Here is a 16330-nt window from a genome sequence, read left to right on the forward strand (position 1 = left end):
CTCATGTCCCGGGCGCAGTGCAGCGCGAAGCGATGCGCCGCTGAGCCGGGACCTATTGTCTTGTCCACGTGGGTCCCGGTTCTGCGCAGCGTCACTTCGTGCCGCGGCGCGCCCGGGACATGAGAGTTACACCCGCGTCATATCGAATTTCGGCTTCTGGCCGCTGCCGTAGCGGCGCAGCGCGCCCTCCTCGCCGACCGCGTTCGGGCGCTGGAAGATCCAGTTCTGCCACGCGGTCAGGCGCGCGAAGATTTTTGACTCCATCGTCTCCGGACCGACGAAGCGCAGGCTGGCTTCCATGCCGGTGAGGCTGTCGGGCGAGAAGCTCGCGCGCTCCTCGAGGAACACGCGAACCTCGTCATCCCAGTCGATGTCATCGAGCGCGAAGGTGACGAGGCCGAGCTCCTCGGCCTCCTCGGCGTCGAGGCTGGTGCCGACGGTGACTTCCGCGCGCTCCACATCGGACGGATCGGCCTGGAATCGCGATTGCAGACGGGTCAGCCCATGACTCATCGGATAGGGACCGAAATTCATCGCGGAAAGTTCGATCGAGGGCGGTGGGCGGTTGTCGCCCTGGCGCGTGCCGATCAGCATGTAGGAGCGATCGGCGGCGAACACGAGCTCGGCCAGCGTGCCGGCGAAGCAGGAGCCGGGCTCGACCAGCGTCACCAGCGTGCGCGAGGTGACATCGATGCGCTTGAGCACGCGCTTCCAGTAGTGGCGGATCTCGTTGACCAGCCAGTGCGCCTTGTTGGCTTCGAGGAAGGCATCGGACGCAAGCACATGGGCGCGCTCGCCATGGCTCTTGAACACGAGCATCGCGATCTCGAGCTCGTTGATGCGCAGGTGCAGGATCGCGTCATCGAGCTCGCGCGCCACCTGGAGCGGCCAGAAGGACGCGCCCTGCGCCAGCATGCCGTCGATGTCGGCTGGCGGTGCAGCCTCCGGCGCCTTGATCGAGATGGTGGCGATGCGGGCAGTGCGATCGATATCGACGCTGACGAAGCCGTAGCGGATGCTGGTCTCGTCGATGATGCGCTTGAGCGGGGTGAGCGCAATGCCCTTGCCGCTGCCCTTGCGCTTGGATGACGCTGCAAACTCCTTGGCGCGCTCGCCAATCCTCGCTTCCAGCTTCGAGTTCGGTGCGATCTCGTCGACCAGCCGCCAGGCGACGGCGCGTTTGCCCTTCACGCCTTCCTCGATGGTGCAGAAGAAGTCGGCGTGGTCGCGGCGCACCTTGCGCTTGTCGACGACGCGCGTGAGCCCGCCGGTACCCGGCAGCACCGCGAGCAGCGGCACTTCGGGCAATGCAACAGCAGAAGAGCCGTCATCGGCAAGGATGATGTGGTCAGTTGCGAGCGCGAGTTCATAACCGCCACCGGCGGCCGAGCCGTTCACGACGGTGATGAAACGCTGGCCGGAATTCTCCGAGGAGTCCTCCATGCCGTTGCGGGTCTCGTTGGTGAACTTGCAGAAGTTGACCTTGTGGGCGTGGGTGGAGCCGGCGAGCATGCGGATGTTGGCGCCGGCGCAGAACACGCGGTTCTTGGCCGAGCGCATCAGCACGACCTTCACTTCCGGGTGCTCGAAGCGCAGCCGCTGGATCGCATCCGCGAGCTCGATGTCGACGCCGAGGTCGTAGGAATTGAGCTTGAGCAGGTAGCCCTCGAACAGGCCGCCATTCTCGTCGACGTCCATGGTCAGCGTCGCAACGTCGCCGTCGATCGCGAGCTTCCAGTGCCGGTAGCGCGACGGATCGGTCTGGAAATCGATGAATTTCGCACCGCCTGCGAGGCGACGATCTTCCCCGGCCATGGGCCACCCTTGAGCTTGATTATGCGCGTCTGGTTTTAACCGTTATATGCACAATAATGCATCTTTTTGGGCGCGTCTAGTCCTCCGCGGACCATATATGCATTTTGCTTCATGATTGCTCAGGAACGCGGAATCGTCCCGAGTGGGACCCAATCAGCCTTGGACAGCTGGGGACGGCCGAGTTTGGCTTGGAGACGAGCAACCAGCGCCTCGGTCGGAAAGCGGTCGACGAAGCCGTCCCCGCCGGCGGACGCCTTGCGTGTCCGGAGCTCGCCCAGTTCCTCCAGAGCCTCGCCGAACAGGCGCGAGGCCGAATGCGGCCTGACGATGCGCAGCCGCAAGTTCGCGTTGGCGACATAGATGCAGGCGCGGAGCAGGATGCGCTCGCGGCCGCGCTGGGGAGCCGCCGCCCACACCGCTTCCAGGATCTCCTGCGATTCCCAGAAGTAGCCGCGATCGTTGAGCTCGAGCCCATAGCGCAGCGCCGGATGCCGTGCCGGGACATAGCCGCGGAACGCCGGCGGCACCAGCGCCTTGGCGATGTCGAGCGTCTCGCAATCGGCGTCGAGGTCGGTTTCGCCGGGCACATAGGCCCATTGCGGCCATGGCAAGGAGCCGCCCGCGGATGGTCGCGCAGTCATCGGAGCGGAGCCTCCGATGATTCATGCGGCATGTCCCTCAAGGCCCTGGTCGGCGCGCAAGGCCGCCCGGGCAAATTCTGCAATAGCGTCAAGCGTCGCCCCAGGCGCTTCACGATGCGGAGCGTGCCCCGCCTCTGAAATGACTTTCAAATCTACCGGACAATAACATTCTTCCTGCGCAATCTCGACCTGTCGCATGGTGCCATACTGGTCATCCACACCTTGCACCATGAGGACCGGTACGCGGATATAGGCAAGGTACTCGGAAATATCCCAGTTGCGAAATTTGGGATCGAGCCAGGCGCCGTTCCAGCCACGGAAGGCATTGTCGACATCCTTGTGCCAGCGCGCCAGTTTCACTCTTAGATCAGTGGTCTCGTAAACCGTCTTGATCTCGGCGATCGACTTCACCGAGATGTCCTCGACGATGAAATGCGGTGCGATCAGCGCGATGCCTTGCAGGCGATGGTCCTGATGTGAACCGGCGTAAATAGTTGCGATCGACGCGCCGTCGGAATGGCCGAGCAACAGGCCGCGCTTGAAGCCGATCGCATCGAGCAGCTTCGGCAGCACGTCCAGCGCCTCGCGATGCATGTAGTCCAGCGGCCGCGGCAGCGTCACGGGACTCGACTGACCATAGCCGGCGCGGGAATAGAGGAAGATGCCGGCGCCGGTCGCCGCTTGCAGTTTTTCCGGAAAATCTCCCCACTGCCCGACCGAGCCGAGGCCTTCGTGCAGCATGACGATGGTGGGCGCATCCGCGGCGCGCGGTGCGAGCCATTTGTATTCGAGGCTGGCCCCGCCGATGGTGAGGAAGCCTGTGGGGGTGAGGTTGGTCATGCTGTCGTTCCCGTTCATTCCGTCATTCCGGACTGCTCGCAACGCGAGCTGATCCGGAATCTCGAGATTGTCGTTTGCCGCTCGAGATTCCGGGTTCGATGCTTCGCATCGCCCCGGAATGACGAACTCGTCAATTAGCCCCGTCGCGCAACTTGAAGCGCTGGATCTTGCCGGTGGCCGTCTTCGGCAATGACTCCACCACGTCGATCCAGCGCGGATATTTCCAGGGGCCGATCTTCTGCTTGACGTGCTCCTTCAGCATCTCCTGGAGATCGCTGGTCTTTGCGCCGGGGCGCAGCACGACGAATGCCTTCGGCTTCAACAGGCCCTCCGGATCGGCCTCGGGCACGACGGCGGCTTCCAGCACGGCCGGGTGTGTGATCAGCGCGCTCTCGACCTCGAACGGCGACACCCAGATGCCGGAGACCTTGAACATGTCGTCGGAGCGTCCGCAGAAGGTGTAGCGGCCCTCGGCGTCGCGGACATATTTATCGCCGGTGCGCGTCCACGGACCTTCGAAGGTGCGGCGGCTCTTGTGGCGCTGGTTCCAGTAGCCTTCACCGGCCGAGGGTGCATCGACCAGGAGCTCGCCGACCTCGCCGTCAGGCACGTCCTGGCCGGCCTCGTTCACCAGCCGCACCGCATAGCCCGGCACCGGCTTGCCGGATGATCCGTATTTGATGTCGCCGGGCGCATTCGACAGGAAGATGTGCAACAGTTCGGTCGAACCGACGCCGTCGAGGATGTCGACGCCGAAGCGCGCCTTCCAGCTATTGCCGACGGATTCCGGCAGCGCCTCGCCGGCCGAGGTGCAAATGCGAAGCTTCTTGCCGCCGCGTTCCTGCTTGCCGGCCTCGTCGTTGAGCATGGCCGCGAACAGTGTCGGCACGCCATAGAAGATGGTCGGGTTGTACTTGTTCATCAGCTCGAACATGCGCGCCGGCGTCGGCCGCTCGGTGTTCAGCACAGTGGTGGCGCCGACCGACATCGGAAAGGTCAGCGCATTGCCGAGGCCATAGGCGAAGAACAGTTTTGCGGCCGACAGACACACGTCATCCTCGCGGATGCCGAGCACCTGCTTGGCATAGGTGTCCGCGGTCGCCTGCAAGTTCGAGTGCAGATGGCGCACGCCCTTGGGCATGCCGGTCGAACCGGACGAATAGAGCCAGAACGCCGGCTCGTCCGGATGCGTCGCGGCAGTGGCGAAATCATCGCTCTCGCCCGCGAGCTCTTCGGCAAGCTGCTTGTGACCGTTCTGCTTGTTGCCGGAGACGACGACATGCTCGAGATCCGGCATGCGGCCGACGATGTCCTTGATGACGGGATAGAGCGCCTCGGAGACGAACAGCACGCGCGCGCGGCAGTCGGCGAGGATGTAGGCGTATTGCTCCGCAGTCAGCAGCGTGTTGAGCGGCACCGGCACGATGCCGGCGCGAATCGCGCCCAGAAACAGAAGCGGAAAATCGATCGTGTCGAGCATGATCATCGCCACGCGCTCCTCGCGGCGAACGCCGAGACGGCGCAGCATGTTGGCTGCGCGGCGCGTCTGTTTCTGGAGCTCGCCATAGGTCAGGCGGGAGACGGTGTCGTCGAAGACGAGCTTGTTACCCCTGCCCTCCGCGACGTTACGGTCGAGCAGCCAGGTCACCGCGTTGTAGGATCCCTCGCTCACGGACTTCTCCCCCGAATTTTGAATTATAATTCATAGAAAGACACTCCGTCGGCTTGCTGTCAATGCCATCAGGCATTATGTTTCCGACAAATGCGCCGCCGGACATCCGCTAAAGAAGGCAAATGACCGAAAGTCCCGACGCCGAATCCCAATTCCTCGAACAGCTTGGCCAGCGCGTGCGCACCATGCGCGCGCTGCGCGGCATGTCGCGAAAAGTGCTCGCCAAGGTGTCCGGCATTTCCGAACGCTACATCGCCCAGCTCGAGAGCGGCAAAGGCAATGTCTCGATCGTGCTGCTCAGGCGCGTGTCGAACGCGATGGGCGCGCATCTGGAAGACCTCCTGCCGACGATCGAGCCGGTGCCGGACTGGCAGATGTTCCGCGACCTCCTGCGCAAGGCGACGCCTGGCCAGATCGCGCAGGCCAAGGACCTGCTCGCCGGCGGCAGCGCGTCGGCGCCGCGGCGCGCGCCGTTCTGCGGTATCGCGCTGATCGGCCTGCGCGGCGCCGGCAAGTCCACGCTCGGAAAGATCCTGGCGAAAAAGATCGGCTGGAGCTTCGTCGAGCTCAACAAGGCGATCGAGGAGCAGAACGGGCTTTCGATCGCCGAGATCATCGCGCTCTACGGCCAGGAAGGCTTTCGCCGCATGGAGCAGGCGGCGCTGCAACAGCTCCTCGCGCGCCACGAGTTGATGGTGCTCGCGACCGGCGGCGGCATCGTCTCGGAGCCGCTGACCTTCGACCAGATCCTGTCCTCGTTCTACACGATCTGGCTGAAGGCCGAGCCGGAGGAGCACATGGCCCGGGTGCGCCGCCAGGGCGACCTGCGGCCGATGGCGGACGACCGCTCGGCGATGACGGAGCTGCGCAACATATTGGTGAGCCGCGAGCCGCTCTATTCGCGGGCGACTGCGGTGGTGGATACCGCGGGGCTGTCAGTCGATGCGGCCGCCGCACGGCTGATCGATGCGGTGCGGCCTGTGCTCCAGAACGAAGCGCGGTCGTTTGGGCTGCGCAGCGTGGCGTTGTAGGCGCGCGGCGGCGCCGGCGACGTAATTCCCGCCATCTCCTCATCGTCGTCCTGGCGAAAGCCAGGACCCATTAGCCCAGGAAGTGGTTTGGCGAAGATTCGTCGTTCGGTACTCCTACCGTCCCCAATCGATAGATTCCGCGGTATGGGTCCTGGCTTTCGCCAGGACGACATCGAGGAAGCACAGGTTCAGTCCACCTCGAGATAATCCGCGGCCGGCAATTCCGGAAACCGCGCCGTCGGCAGCGTCTGGTACCAGAACGCGACTGATGCGACGTCGTCCTGCAGGGGCAGGTATTTCGGCTCCTTTACGCCGGAGCGCCAGCCGAGCGCCTGGATCGTCACGCGCAGATCGCTCTGGAAGCGCACGGGGTCAGGGATGTGCCAGCGGTATAGGCCAAAGCGCTGCTGCGACTTGTAGACACCGTCGGGGCGGATCACCTGAGGCAGGCCGGCATAGGGCGTGGTGAATTCGAGATAGCGCGAGGCCGGCCCGCCGCTCGCGCCGGGATTGGCGAGCTGCCACGGCACGCGCGGATCGAAATTGTAGGCGCCGCCAAAATAATCCTCGGTGCCGGTGCCGCAGATGGTCGGAAACTCGCCGTCGCCGTCGATGAAGAATTTTATCTCGCCCTCGCCCCACCAGCCATTGTTGTTCGAGCCCCAGGCCATGTAGGTGCCGATGTAGTGGCCGTGGCCGGTGATGCCATCGAGCAGCGTGTGGACCTCCTTGTACGGTACCGGATTGCTGCGGCGGAACTGGGCATGAAAATAGGCGCAATCTTCCGGCACGTCCGTCAGCGTGTAGTTGATCTGGTAGTAGATGGTCTGCGCTTCCTCGTTGCGATTCTCCAGCGTGACCCGCGCGCGCTTGCGGAACGGCATTTCCCAATAGCAATTGAAGCCGCGGCCCGGATTGACGCAGACGGCGAGCGAGGACACCTGCGCAAATTCCTCCCAGCCACAGGCAAAGAAATCGCCGATCGGACATTCGACGCTGGGCAGCGCTTGGTCATCCCAATAGATGCGCAGGATGGAACGGCGCAGACGGCCGCGCGAAATCGTCATCCAGATCTGCTGGATCGCGCCCGCGCCTTCGATGTCGGCGAGCGTAAAGGTCGCGCCGGGCTCGATGACGACGTAAGGTGAGATCTTCCAGCCTCGTCCGAGGTCACGCGCCTGAGGTGCCGCCGGGCCATCGACGGCCATGCCGCCCTTGCCTTTCTCGCCGGTGAAATTTTCCGGACTGATCGAGCGCGACTGCGCGTTCGACAGGCGCGAGAGGTTGCCGAGATGGAGGCCTAGTCCGGAGAATGTCATTGTGTCTCTCGCCTTGCTGTGCGTCGAGACACGAAACTAGCCTAGCCGGATCGGCAACAGCAAACTGCGAGCGAGCATCGTCGGCGCATTCGCGCCGCAGATTGTAGAGTGGGTTAGCGAAGCGTAACCCACCTCTTTGCTGTCCGCGCTGTGAGAAAAGCGGTGGGTTACGCGGAGCCTGTCATCGGGCCGCGCTTCGCGCGGACCCGTTGGCCAACCCACCCTACACATGTCGCTACACCGACCAGTAGTTCGGATGCTGGTAGGCTCGCGAGCGGTCGCCCCAGTCGAACTCCTCGCCGTCGAACTCGCACGGGCCGGCGCTGAGCTCGTCCAGCGTCACCTCGACCTGGAAGGCCTGGCGGTGCGGGTCGTATTTCAACGCGCTCCACTGGAGGGGATAGTGATGGTGGGTGCCGAGCAGCCCGCCGGTCTTGATCACGGCATAGGCGACCGTACCGCTCAGCTTGTCGAGCATCAGCCGCTCGATCGTGCCGAGCTTCGTGCCGTCGCGCCCGAAGACGGCGACATGCTCAACGCGATCACTGGGAACCATGGTGTGCATGGCGTGCTCCCTGGGTTCTTGCGTTGCGCGCACTATAGCACAGGCGACGGAAATGTAGGGCGGGTTAGCGTCAGCGTAACCAACCTCTTTACGTCCCACGGAGAGAGAAGCGGTGGGTTACGCTTCGCTAACCCACCCTACGCAGCTACAGCAACTGCAAGCGCACCGACTCCGCGCCCTCGCGCAGCAGCGGCAGGAAGCGGTCGATCAGCTCCTGCGTCGGCACGCGATCGACATGGGCGCCCATGTTGATGGCGGCAACGATGGTGTCGTCGTAGCGGCGGACAGGCACGGAGATCGAGCGGAAATGCGGCTCGGCTTCGCGATCGACCAGCGAAAAACCCTGCGCCCGATCGGCGGCGATCTGCGCAAGGAGCAGCTTCGGATCGGTCACGGTCTGCGCCGTCAGCGCCTCGCGCTTCATCTTCTTCAGGCGGGCGGCGAGCGCCGCGTCGTCGAACTGTCCGAGCATGGCGCGGCCGACCGAGGTGCAAAACGCCGGCAGCCGGTAGCCGATCTCGAGCCCGCCGGAGAACACCCGCATGGGACTGCCGCGCGCGATGAACGCGACGTCATCGCCGTCGAGCACGGCGAGGGAGGAGATCTCTTGCGCCACGGTTGCGACGCGGTCGAGCAACGGCTGCAGCACGGCGACGAGCTGGTTGGAGCGCAAATACGACGCCGCCAGCGTCAGCACGTGCGGCGTCAGCGAGAACAGCTTGCCGTCGCTCGCGACAAAACCGCCGCGCTGCAACGTGAACAGGATGCGCCGTGCGGTGGCGCGCGGCAGCTCGGCGGCGCGAGCAAGATCGCTCAGCGTCATAGGGCCGGCGGTCGCGCCGAAGGTCTGGAGCAGCCGCAGGCCGCGATCGAGGCTCTCGACGAAATCCGTCGCTCGCTCCTCCGTCTCGTTCCGCTTCAGCTTGGGCATCCGCTCCGCGCCTGCAAAATATTGCTTGCTGCCAAACCAACGCATGTCATAATTCGCCCATTCGTTCAATAGGCGAACAACGCCACTCCGAGCAAAAGGGACGCGACCGCCATGATGAGCCAGGAGCAGAACGACCTGATCACCCGCACCGGGCCGAAGGATCCCTGCGGCAGACTGATGCGGAGCTACTGGCAGCCGGCGGCGCTGGTGGACGAGCTGGAGGGCGCGCGACCGGTACGGCCCGTCAAATTGCTCGGCGAGAACCTGGTGCTGTTCCGCGACGAGAGCGGCCGCTACGGCCTGATCGACCGCCACTGCGCGCATCGCGGTGCCGACCTCACCTTCGGACGGCTCGAGAATGGCGGATTGCGCTGCGCCTTCCATGGCTGGCTGTTCGACGCGACGGGGCAGTGCATCGAGACGCCGGCCGAACCGAGGGATTCAAAGCTCTGCCAGAACATCCGCCAGCGCTCCTATCCCGTGGTGGAGAAGAGCGGCATCCTCTGGGCCTTTCTCGGCGAGGGTGAACCGCCGGCCTTTCCGGAGCTCGACTGTTTTGTCGCGCCGGGCACGCACACTTTTGCGTTCAAGGGCCACATGGCCTGCAACTGGCTCCAGGCGCTGGAAGTCGGCATCGATCCCGCGCACGCCTCCTATCTGCACCGCTTCTTCGAGGACGAGGACACCTCGACCGCCTACGGCAAGCAGTTCCGCGGCGCATCCGCCGGCTCCGACCTGCCGATGACGAAAATCCTGCGCGAATACGACCGTCCCATCATCAATGTCGAGCACACCGAATATGGTCTGCGGCTGATCGCGCTGCGCGAGATCGACGAGGAGCGCACACATGTGCGCGTCACCAACCAGCTCTTCCCGCACGGCTTCGTCATTCCCATGAGCACGGAGATGACGATCACGCAGTGGCACGTGCCGGTCGATGACGAGAACTGCTACTGGTACGCGATCTTCACCAGCTACACCAACCCGGTCGACAAGCAAAAGATGCGCGACCAGCGGCTCGAGCTCTACGAGCTGCCGGATTACATCTCCCGCAAGAACAAGGCCAACGACTACGGCTTTGATCCGCACGAGCAGCAGACCGTGACCTATACCGGCATGGGCACCGACATCAACGTCCACGACCAGTGGGCGGTGGAATCCATGGGCGCGATCCAGGACCGCACCAAGGAGCATCTCGGGCAGAGCGACAAGGCGATCGTGCAATTTCGCCGCCTGCTCCGGCAGGAGATCGAGAAGGTCTTGGGCGGCGAGAAGCCGATGCTGCATCTCGACGACAGCAACGCACGCAGCATCCAGGGGCCGGCGACCATGGACGGAATCGGCCCGACCCAGGGCTGGGAGACCTACTGGATGGAAGTCGACGTCAAGCGGAGGCGCGGCGCGCCCTGGATGGCACCGGTGCCGAAGGACATTGCCGATAACGTGCACCGGCTGACGGCGGCGGAGTGATAATGCCGTTCGGTGCCAGCAGGTCGCGACGGCGGCTCCCCATTCTCCGCTGTGATGCCCCGCGAAGGCGGGGCATCCAGTACGCCGCGGCCTCTCGTGGACGCGTACCGTCTCTGGAATACTGGATCGTCGCCCCAGTGCGCAAATTGCGCACAAGGCGGACGATGACAGCGTGGGTTATATTCTCACCGAGCGAGAAGGAACTACCCAAGTGAGTTTCGTCGCGCGTCATGGGCTTTGGTCGGCCGAGCAGAAGGACGCGGCGCTGCGCGTGCGGCGGCTCGTCGAGGAGAAGAACCTCGAGGTCGTCCGCCTCGCCTTCCCCGACCAGCACGGTATTTTGCGCGGCAAGACCATCATCGCATCGGAGGCCATCGCGTCGCTGGAGAGCGGCTGCTCCATCACCACGACCATGCTCGCCAAGGACACATCGCACCGCACGGTGTTTCCCGTGTTCACATCAGGCGGCGGCTTCGGCATGAAGGAGATGGAGGGCGCGGCCGACGTGCTTATGGTCGCCGATCCCACGACATTCCGCGTCCTGCCCTGGGCGCCGACCACGGGCTGGCTGCTGTGCGACCTCTACTTCAATGACGGACGGCCGGTGCCGTTCGCGACGCGCAACCTTTACCGGCGCGTGCTCGACGAGCTCGGCGCGCGCGGCCATGATTTCGTCGCCGGCCTCGAAGTCGAATTCCACATCTTCAGGCTCGACGACGCGCATATGCGCGCCGAAGACGCCGGCCAGCCCGGCACGCCGCCGTCGGTGAGCCTGCTCAGCCACGGCTATCAGTACCTCACCGAGCAGCGCTTCGATCAGATGGAGCCGGTGCTGGAAATGCTGCGCCGCGACATCGTCGCGCTCGGGCTTCCCCTGCGCTCCGTCGAGGTCGAGTTCGGACCGAGCCAGTGTGAATTTACTTTCCAGCCGCGGAAGGGCATCGAGCCCGCCGACAACATGGTGCTGTTCCGCTCCGCCGTGAAGCAGATCGCGCGCCGTCACGGCTATCACGCCACCTTCATGTGCCGGCCAAAACTGCCGAACGTATTCGCGAGCGGCTGGCATCTGCACCAGTCGATCGTCTCGCGCGCGACGGCTGAGAATCTGTTCATGGCGCAGGAAGCCGGTCAGCCGCTGAGCGAATTCGGCCGCGCCTGGTTGGCAGGCCTGCTCGATCACGCCCGCGCCTCGGCTGTATTCACGACACCGACTATCAACGGCTACAAGCGCTACCGCTCCTATTCGCTGGCGCCGGACCGCGCGATCTGGGGCCGCGACAATCGCGGCGTGATGATCCGCGTGCTCGGCGGTACAAACGATCCGGCGACGCGCCTGGAGAACCGCATCGGCGAGCCCGCCGCCAATCCCTATCTCTACATGGCTTCGCAAATCCTCTCGGGGCTGGACGGTGTCGATCGCAAGCTCGATCCCGGCCCGTCGGCCGACGCGCCCTACGAGACCAAGGCGCCGCTACTGCCAAAATCCCTGCGCGATGCCGTCGGCGCGCTGAAGGACGACCCGTTCTTCCGCGAGAAGCTGGGCGCCGAGTTCGTCGACTACTACACCCACATCAAGAATGCCGAGATCGACCGCTTCCTGGCCGAGGTGACCGACTGGGAGCATCGCGAATATTTCGAGATGTTCTAGTTTTAGGACGTCATTCCGGGGCGATGCGTCAGCATCGAGCCATGGTGCGCACTTGCGCACCTGAGAATCTCGAGATTCCCCGAAGCGCAATTGCGCTCGGAGGTTCGGTCCTCCCGGACCGCCCCGGAATGACGGCCCGCACATCTCACACCGCCGTGAGGCGACTTCGTCCCGCCTGTTCCGACGACATCACGTCGCCGCCGGACGAAGCCATTTTCCGCATCCCTCGAAAACAGCCGGAAAGATTGCGGAGCTAGGTTGCCAGCATATGATCAGACAATGGAGTTCGGTCATGTGGGGTCAATTGTTCAGCCTGATTTACCGCCTGTCTTGCCGCACCACCCTGATCGAGATCGGCGTGCACCGCCTGTCGCGCTGAGCGCGACTGCTACCTTTAGGTAAGGCGGATTGACCAAATAGCGGGGAATCCCATGCGCAAGCTGGTCATGACTGCCGCAATCTCGCTGCTGGCAACGCAGGCCTATGCCGGCGGCTCGCGGAGCCTGAGCGTCGCCGCCACCAATGCGAACGAGCAGACGGCCGCCACGACGCCGCAGGCGACGGTGACGACAACGACGACTACGCCGATGGCAACACCGCCCGCGCAAACCACCGCTCCCGCCGCGACCACCGAGCCAAAGACGACGGCTTCAAGCAAGCCCAGGCATCGCGAACCGTCAGTCGAAGCCCGCGTCATCCGCGAACTGCATCGCCACGGGATCTATTGGTGATTTGGATCGACTACCTCCCCAATGTCGTCCTGGCGAAAGCCAGGACCCATTACCCCAGGGAGGAGTTTGATGAAGATCGGTGGTCCGGTACTCCCACCACTCACAATCGATAGATTCCGCGGTATGGGTCCTGGCCTGCGCCAGGACGACACCGAAAGGCTGGCACGAGGATATCACCCCTCACCCCCGACGCGCGGTAGAGCTGCCGAAAACCTAAATCCCCAGATACCGGTGCTGCAATTCCGGCTCGGCCGTCAGCTCGTCCGAGGTGCCGCTCCACACCGTCTTGCCGCGCTCGATGATGTAGTGGCGGTCGCAGATGCGGGCGAGGTGGTCGATATTCTTGTCGACGACCAGGATGGACTGACCGCGCTTCTTGAGCAGCGACAGGCAATTCCAGATCTCCTCGCGGATCAGCGGGGCGAGGCCTTCGGTCGCTTCGTCCAGGATCAGGAGCTTTGGATTGGTCATCAGCGCACGGCCGATCGCGAGCATCTGCTGCTCACCGCCGGAGAGCTGGTTGCCCATGTTGGATGCGCGCTCGGCCAGCCGCGGGAACAAGACGTAGATCGCAGCCAGCGTCCAGGGATTGTCGCTGCCGAAGCGGTCGGCGGCAGCCGCGACGAGATTTTCGCGCACGGTGAGATTGGGAAAGATCTGGCGTCCCTCGGGGACCAGGCCGACGCCGAGCTTCGCGATCCTGTAGGACGGAAGCTGCCGCACCTCTGAGCCTGCAAAGCGGATCGCGCCGGCGCGTGCCGGCGTCAGGCCCATGATGGAGCGGATCGTGGTGGTCTTGCCCATGCCGTTGCGGCCCATCAACGAGACCATCTCGCCCGCCTTGATGGACAGCGACAGGCCGAACAGCACCTGGGAGAGACCGTAGCAGGTCTCGATGCCGTCGACGTCGAGCAGCGTGTCGGCCATCCGGTCAACCATGGCGCGTCACCACATGCTGGTCGCCGAGATAGGCGCGCTTGACCTCGTCATTGCCGCGGATCGCAGCCGGATCGCCGGAGGCGATGACGCGGCCATAGACCAGCACCGAGATGCGATCGGCGAGCGCGAACACCGCCGGCATGTCATGCTCGACCAGTACGATCGAGACTTCTTTCCGCAGATCCTGAAGCAGCTTCACCATGCGCTGGGATTCGGTCACGCCAAGGCCGGCCATCGGCTCGTCCAGCAGCAGGATTTTCGGCTTGCTCGCCAGCGCGACCGCAAGCTCAAGCTCGCGCCGCTCGCCATGGCTGAGCCTGCTCACCACGACATCGGCGCGATGCGACAGGCCGACGCGATCGAGCGCGGCGTGCGCGGCATCGCGCAAGGATCGCTCCTTCCGCGCATTGGCAAAGAAGCGGAACGACGTGCCGGCATGCGCCTGCGCCGCGAGTGCGACATTGTCCGCGGCGGTGAAGTCGAGCAGCAGCGAGGTAATCTGGAACGAGCGCGCGAGCCCCAGCGCACAACGGCGATAGGCCGGCAGGTACGTGATGTCGCGCCCGCCGAGCGAGACGCTGCCCGCATGCGGCGAGAGGTGGCCAGTGAGCTGGCTGATCAACGTGGTCTTGCCGGCGCCGTTCGGGCCGATGATGGCATGCAGCTCGCCGGCCGAAACATCGAGCGAGACATGGTCGGTCGCGGTGATGCCGCCGAAGCGGCGCACCAGCTTTTCGACGCGGAGCAGCGGTTCAGCCACGACCAGCCCTCCCGAGCAGGCCCATGATGCCGCCGCGCCCGAACAACACGATCAGCAGCAAGAGTGGGCCCATGATCAGCGCCCAATATTCGGTGATCTGCGACAGGAATTCTTCCAGCAGCAGATACACCACCGCACCCATGACCGGGCCGAACAGCGTACCCATGCCCCCTAGGATCACCATCACCATGAGATCGCCGGATCGGGTCCAGTACATCACGGCCGGGCTGACGAAGTCGGTGTTGTTGGCGAGCAGCGCGCCGGCGAGGCCGCACATGGTGCCTGATATGACGAAGCAAACGAGCTGGTAGCGCTTTGCCGGAAAGCCGATCGCCTGCATGCGCTGCTCATTCGAGCGCAGCCCCTGCACGACGAGACCGAAGCGCGAATTGACGATGCGCCAGATCAGGAAGATGACCCCGAGCAGGCAGGCGAGGCAAAGATAGTAGAACTGCACGCGGCCGGAGAGATTGATCAGCCCGGAAAAATCGCTGCGCTTGTAGACGGTGAGACCGTCGTCGCCGCCGTAGCGCGCGAGGCCCGAGGCGACGTAATAGGCCATCTGCGCGAAGGCGAGCGTGATCATGATGAAATAGACGCCGCGCGTGCGCAAGGACAGCGCGCCGATCACGAGCGCATACAGCGCGGACGCCGCAAGCGCGACCGGGAACTGGATGAAGCCCGAGCCGACGCCTTCCTGCGCCAGAATGCCGACCGCGTAGCCGCCGATGCCGAGATAGGCGGCGTGGCCAAAGCTCATCATGCCGCCATAGCCCATGATGAGGTTGAGGCTCGCGGCCGCGAGCGCCAGGATTACGATGCGGGTGAACAACGTCAAGATGAAGATGTTGCCGGACAGCTGCGAATAGAGCGGCAGCAGCACGAGGCCTGCCAGCACCAGGGCCGTGACGGCCTTGCTCACGGTCAAAGCCTTCATCGACGATTGGCTGGAAACAGCCCCTCCGGCCGCACCACCAGCACGATCGCCATCAAGAGATAGATCAGCATCGAGGACAGCGCGGGCGCGGCGGTGGACGCTGCGGTTGAACTCAGGATCTGGCGCAGCAGGTTCGGCAGGAAGGCGCGGCCGAGCGTGTCGATCATGCCGACGAAGATCGCTGCGAGGAACGCGCCGCGGATCGAGCCGATGCCGCCGATCACGATGATGACGAAGGCAAGGATCAGGATGTTCTCGCCCATGCCGATCTGCACGGTGAGAATCGGCGCCTGCATCAAGCCGGCGAGGCCCGCGAGCGCCGCGCCAAGGCCGAACACCAGCGTGTAGAGCAGCTTGATGTTGATGCCGAGCGCGCCGATCATTTCGCGGTTGGAGGCGCCGGCGCGGATCAGCATGCCGATGCGGGTGCGCATCACACCGAGATAGAGCAGCAGCGCGACCAGAAGCGCGACCACGATGATGGCTAGCCGATAGGCCGGATAATAGATGCCGGGCAGGATCGGCACCGGAACGGTGAGCCAGGGCGGCAGCGGCAGCGCCAGGCCCGCCGGCCCCCAGATCAACCGCACCGCTTCATTGAAGAACAGGATCAGGCCGAAGGTCGCGAGCACGTGGTCGAGATGGTCGCGTCCATAGAGATGCCTGAGTGCCACGACTTCGAGCACGATGCCGAGCACGAGCGTCGCGCCCAGCGCGAGCAGCGCGCCCAGCAGGAAATTGCCGGTCCATGCGACGAAGGTCGCGGCGAAATAGGCGCCCATCATGTAGAGCGACCCGTGCGCGAGGTTGACGAGATCCATGATCCCGAACACCAGCGTCAGGCCGGCGGCCAGCAGGAAAAGAAGCAGCCCGAACTGCAATCCGTTGAGGAATTGTTCGATGACGAGCAGCATCGATGCTCTTCAGCCACGCATCACGTTGCGCCGATGTTCGAACACGGCCGCCATCAGTGAAAGAGCTCCCCCTGCCTCTTCAAGGCCAAAATCGGTAACGGCAGTATCGTTCCGACG

At 64.2% G+C, this 16330-nt stretch carries 15 protein-coding genes; 4 read left to right on the forward strand and 11 right to left on the reverse strand.

Annotated features, from left to right (window positions below; all coding sequences use genetic code 11):
* Nucleotides 1–126 precede the first annotated feature (126 nt).
* From boxC to YUU_RS0105735, 4 genes are all read right to left on the reverse strand, one after another.
* Nucleotides 127–1815, reverse strand: coding sequence for a 2,3-epoxybenzoyl-CoA dihydrolase (gene boxC, locus YUU_RS0105720; protein ID WP_027521528.1), 1689 nt, complete (start codon nucleotides 1813–1815; stop codon nucleotides 127–129).
* Nucleotides 1816–1934: 119 nt separating this feature from the next.
* On the reverse strand, nucleotides 1935–2456 hold the full coding sequence (locus tag YUU_RS0105725) for a DUF309 domain-containing protein (RefSeq protein ID WP_027521529.1): 522 nt from the start codon (nucleotides 2454–2456) through the stop codon (nucleotides 1935–1937).
* A 21-nt stretch (nucleotides 2457–2477) separates the two neighbouring features.
* Nucleotides 2478–3296: an alpha/beta fold hydrolase gene (locus tag YUU_RS0105730; protein ID WP_198031700.1), complete on the reverse strand. Its 819-nt coding sequence runs from the start codon at nucleotides 3294–3296 to the stop codon at nucleotides 2478–2480.
* Nucleotides 3297–3426: 130 nt separating this feature from the next.
* Nucleotides 3427–4968: a benzoate-CoA ligase family protein gene (locus YUU_RS0105735; protein WP_027521531.1), complete on the reverse strand. Its 1542-nt coding sequence runs from the start codon at nucleotides 4966–4968 to the stop codon at nucleotides 3427–3429.
* A gap of 122 nt (nucleotides 4969–5090) precedes the next feature.
* On the opposite strand from YUU_RS0105735, the gene YUU_RS0105740 reads away from it, so the two are divergent.
* A complete protein-coding gene (locus YUU_RS0105740) occupies nucleotides 5091–5999 on the forward strand; it encodes a helix-turn-helix transcriptional regulator (RefSeq protein ID WP_027521532.1) in 909 nt (302 codons plus the stop codon).
* A gap of 188 nt (nucleotides 6000–6187) precedes the next feature.
* On the opposite strand, the gene YUU_RS0105745 is transcribed toward YUU_RS0105740, so the two are convergent.
* From YUU_RS0105745 to YUU_RS0105755, 3 genes are all read right to left on the reverse strand, one after another.
* A complete protein-coding gene (locus tag YUU_RS0105745) occupies nucleotides 6188–7318 on the reverse strand; it encodes a glycoside hydrolase family 172 protein (protein ID WP_027521533.1) in 1131 nt (376 codons plus the stop codon).
* Nucleotides 7319–7553: 235 nt separating this feature from the next.
* The gene (locus tag YUU_RS0105750; protein WP_027521534.1) at nucleotides 7554–7883 is read right to left on the reverse strand and encodes a PRC-barrel domain-containing protein; all 330 of its coding nucleotides are present in this window, start codon (nucleotides 7881–7883) and stop codon (nucleotides 7554–7556) included.
* Between the two features lie 145 nt (nucleotides 7884–8028).
* Nucleotides 8029–8814, reverse strand: a complete 786-nt coding sequence (locus tag YUU_RS0105755; protein ID WP_027521535.1) for an IclR family transcriptional regulator C-terminal domain-containing protein — start codon at nucleotides 8812–8814, stop codon at nucleotides 8029–8031.
* Between the two features lie 111 nt (nucleotides 8815–8925).
* On the opposite strand from YUU_RS0105755, the gene YUU_RS0105760 reads away from it, so the two are divergent.
* From YUU_RS0105760 to YUU_RS0105775, 3 genes are all read left to right on the forward strand, one after another.
* A complete protein-coding gene (locus YUU_RS0105760) occupies nucleotides 8926–10284 on the forward strand; it encodes an aromatic ring-hydroxylating dioxygenase subunit alpha (RefSeq protein ID WP_027521536.1) in 1359 nt (452 codons plus the stop codon).
* A 211-nt stretch (nucleotides 10285–10495) separates the two neighbouring features.
* Nucleotides 10496–11932 (forward strand): glutamine synthetase family protein, encoded by a 1437-nt coding sequence (locus YUU_RS0105765; RefSeq protein WP_027521537.1) that lies wholly within the window; start codon nucleotides 10496–10498, stop codon nucleotides 11930–11932.
* A 431-nt stretch (nucleotides 11933–12363) separates the two neighbouring features.
* Nucleotides 12364–12663: a hypothetical protein gene (locus YUU_RS0105775; protein ID WP_027521538.1), complete on the forward strand. Its 300-nt coding sequence runs from the start codon at nucleotides 12364–12366 to the stop codon at nucleotides 12661–12663.
* Nucleotides 12664–12876: 213 nt separating this feature from the next.
* Here YUU_RS0105775 and YUU_RS0105780 read toward each other — a convergent pair whose 3' ends face one another.
* The 4 genes from YUU_RS0105780 to YUU_RS0105795 are packed head-to-tail and all read right to left on the reverse strand — an operon-like array spanning nucleotide 12877 to nucleotide 16213.
* Nucleotides 12877–13590 carry an ABC transporter ATP-binding protein gene (locus YUU_RS0105780; RefSeq protein WP_027521539.1) on the reverse strand — a complete coding sequence of 238 codons (714 nt, stop codon included), beginning with the start codon at nucleotides 13588–13590 and terminating at the stop codon, nucleotides 12877–12879.
* A 4-nt stretch (nucleotides 13591–13594) separates the two neighbouring features.
* Entirely contained in the window at nucleotides 13595–14362 is a 768-nt protein-coding gene (locus YUU_RS0105785) for an ABC transporter ATP-binding protein (protein WP_027521540.1), read from the reverse strand.
* The gene (locus YUU_RS0105790) at nucleotides 14355–15299 is read right to left on the reverse strand and encodes a branched-chain amino acid ABC transporter permease (protein WP_027521541.1); all 945 of its coding nucleotides are present in this window, start codon (nucleotides 15297–15299) and stop codon (nucleotides 14355–14357) included. The genes YUU_RS0105785 and YUU_RS0105790 overlap by 8 nt, the downstream gene beginning before the upstream one ends.
* The gene (locus YUU_RS0105795; protein WP_027521542.1) at nucleotides 15296–16213 is read right to left on the reverse strand and encodes a branched-chain amino acid ABC transporter permease; all 918 of its coding nucleotides are present in this window, start codon (nucleotides 16211–16213) and stop codon (nucleotides 15296–15298) included. Before YUU_RS0105795 ends, YUU_RS0105790 begins: the two co-directional genes overlap by 4 nt.
* Nucleotides 16214–16330: the final 117 nt, after the last annotated feature.

It is taken from the genome of Bradyrhizobium sp. Ec3.3, from assembly GCF_000472925.1.
Taxonomy (GTDB): Bacteria; Pseudomonadota; Alphaproteobacteria; order Rhizobiales; family Xanthobacteraceae; genus Bradyrhizobium.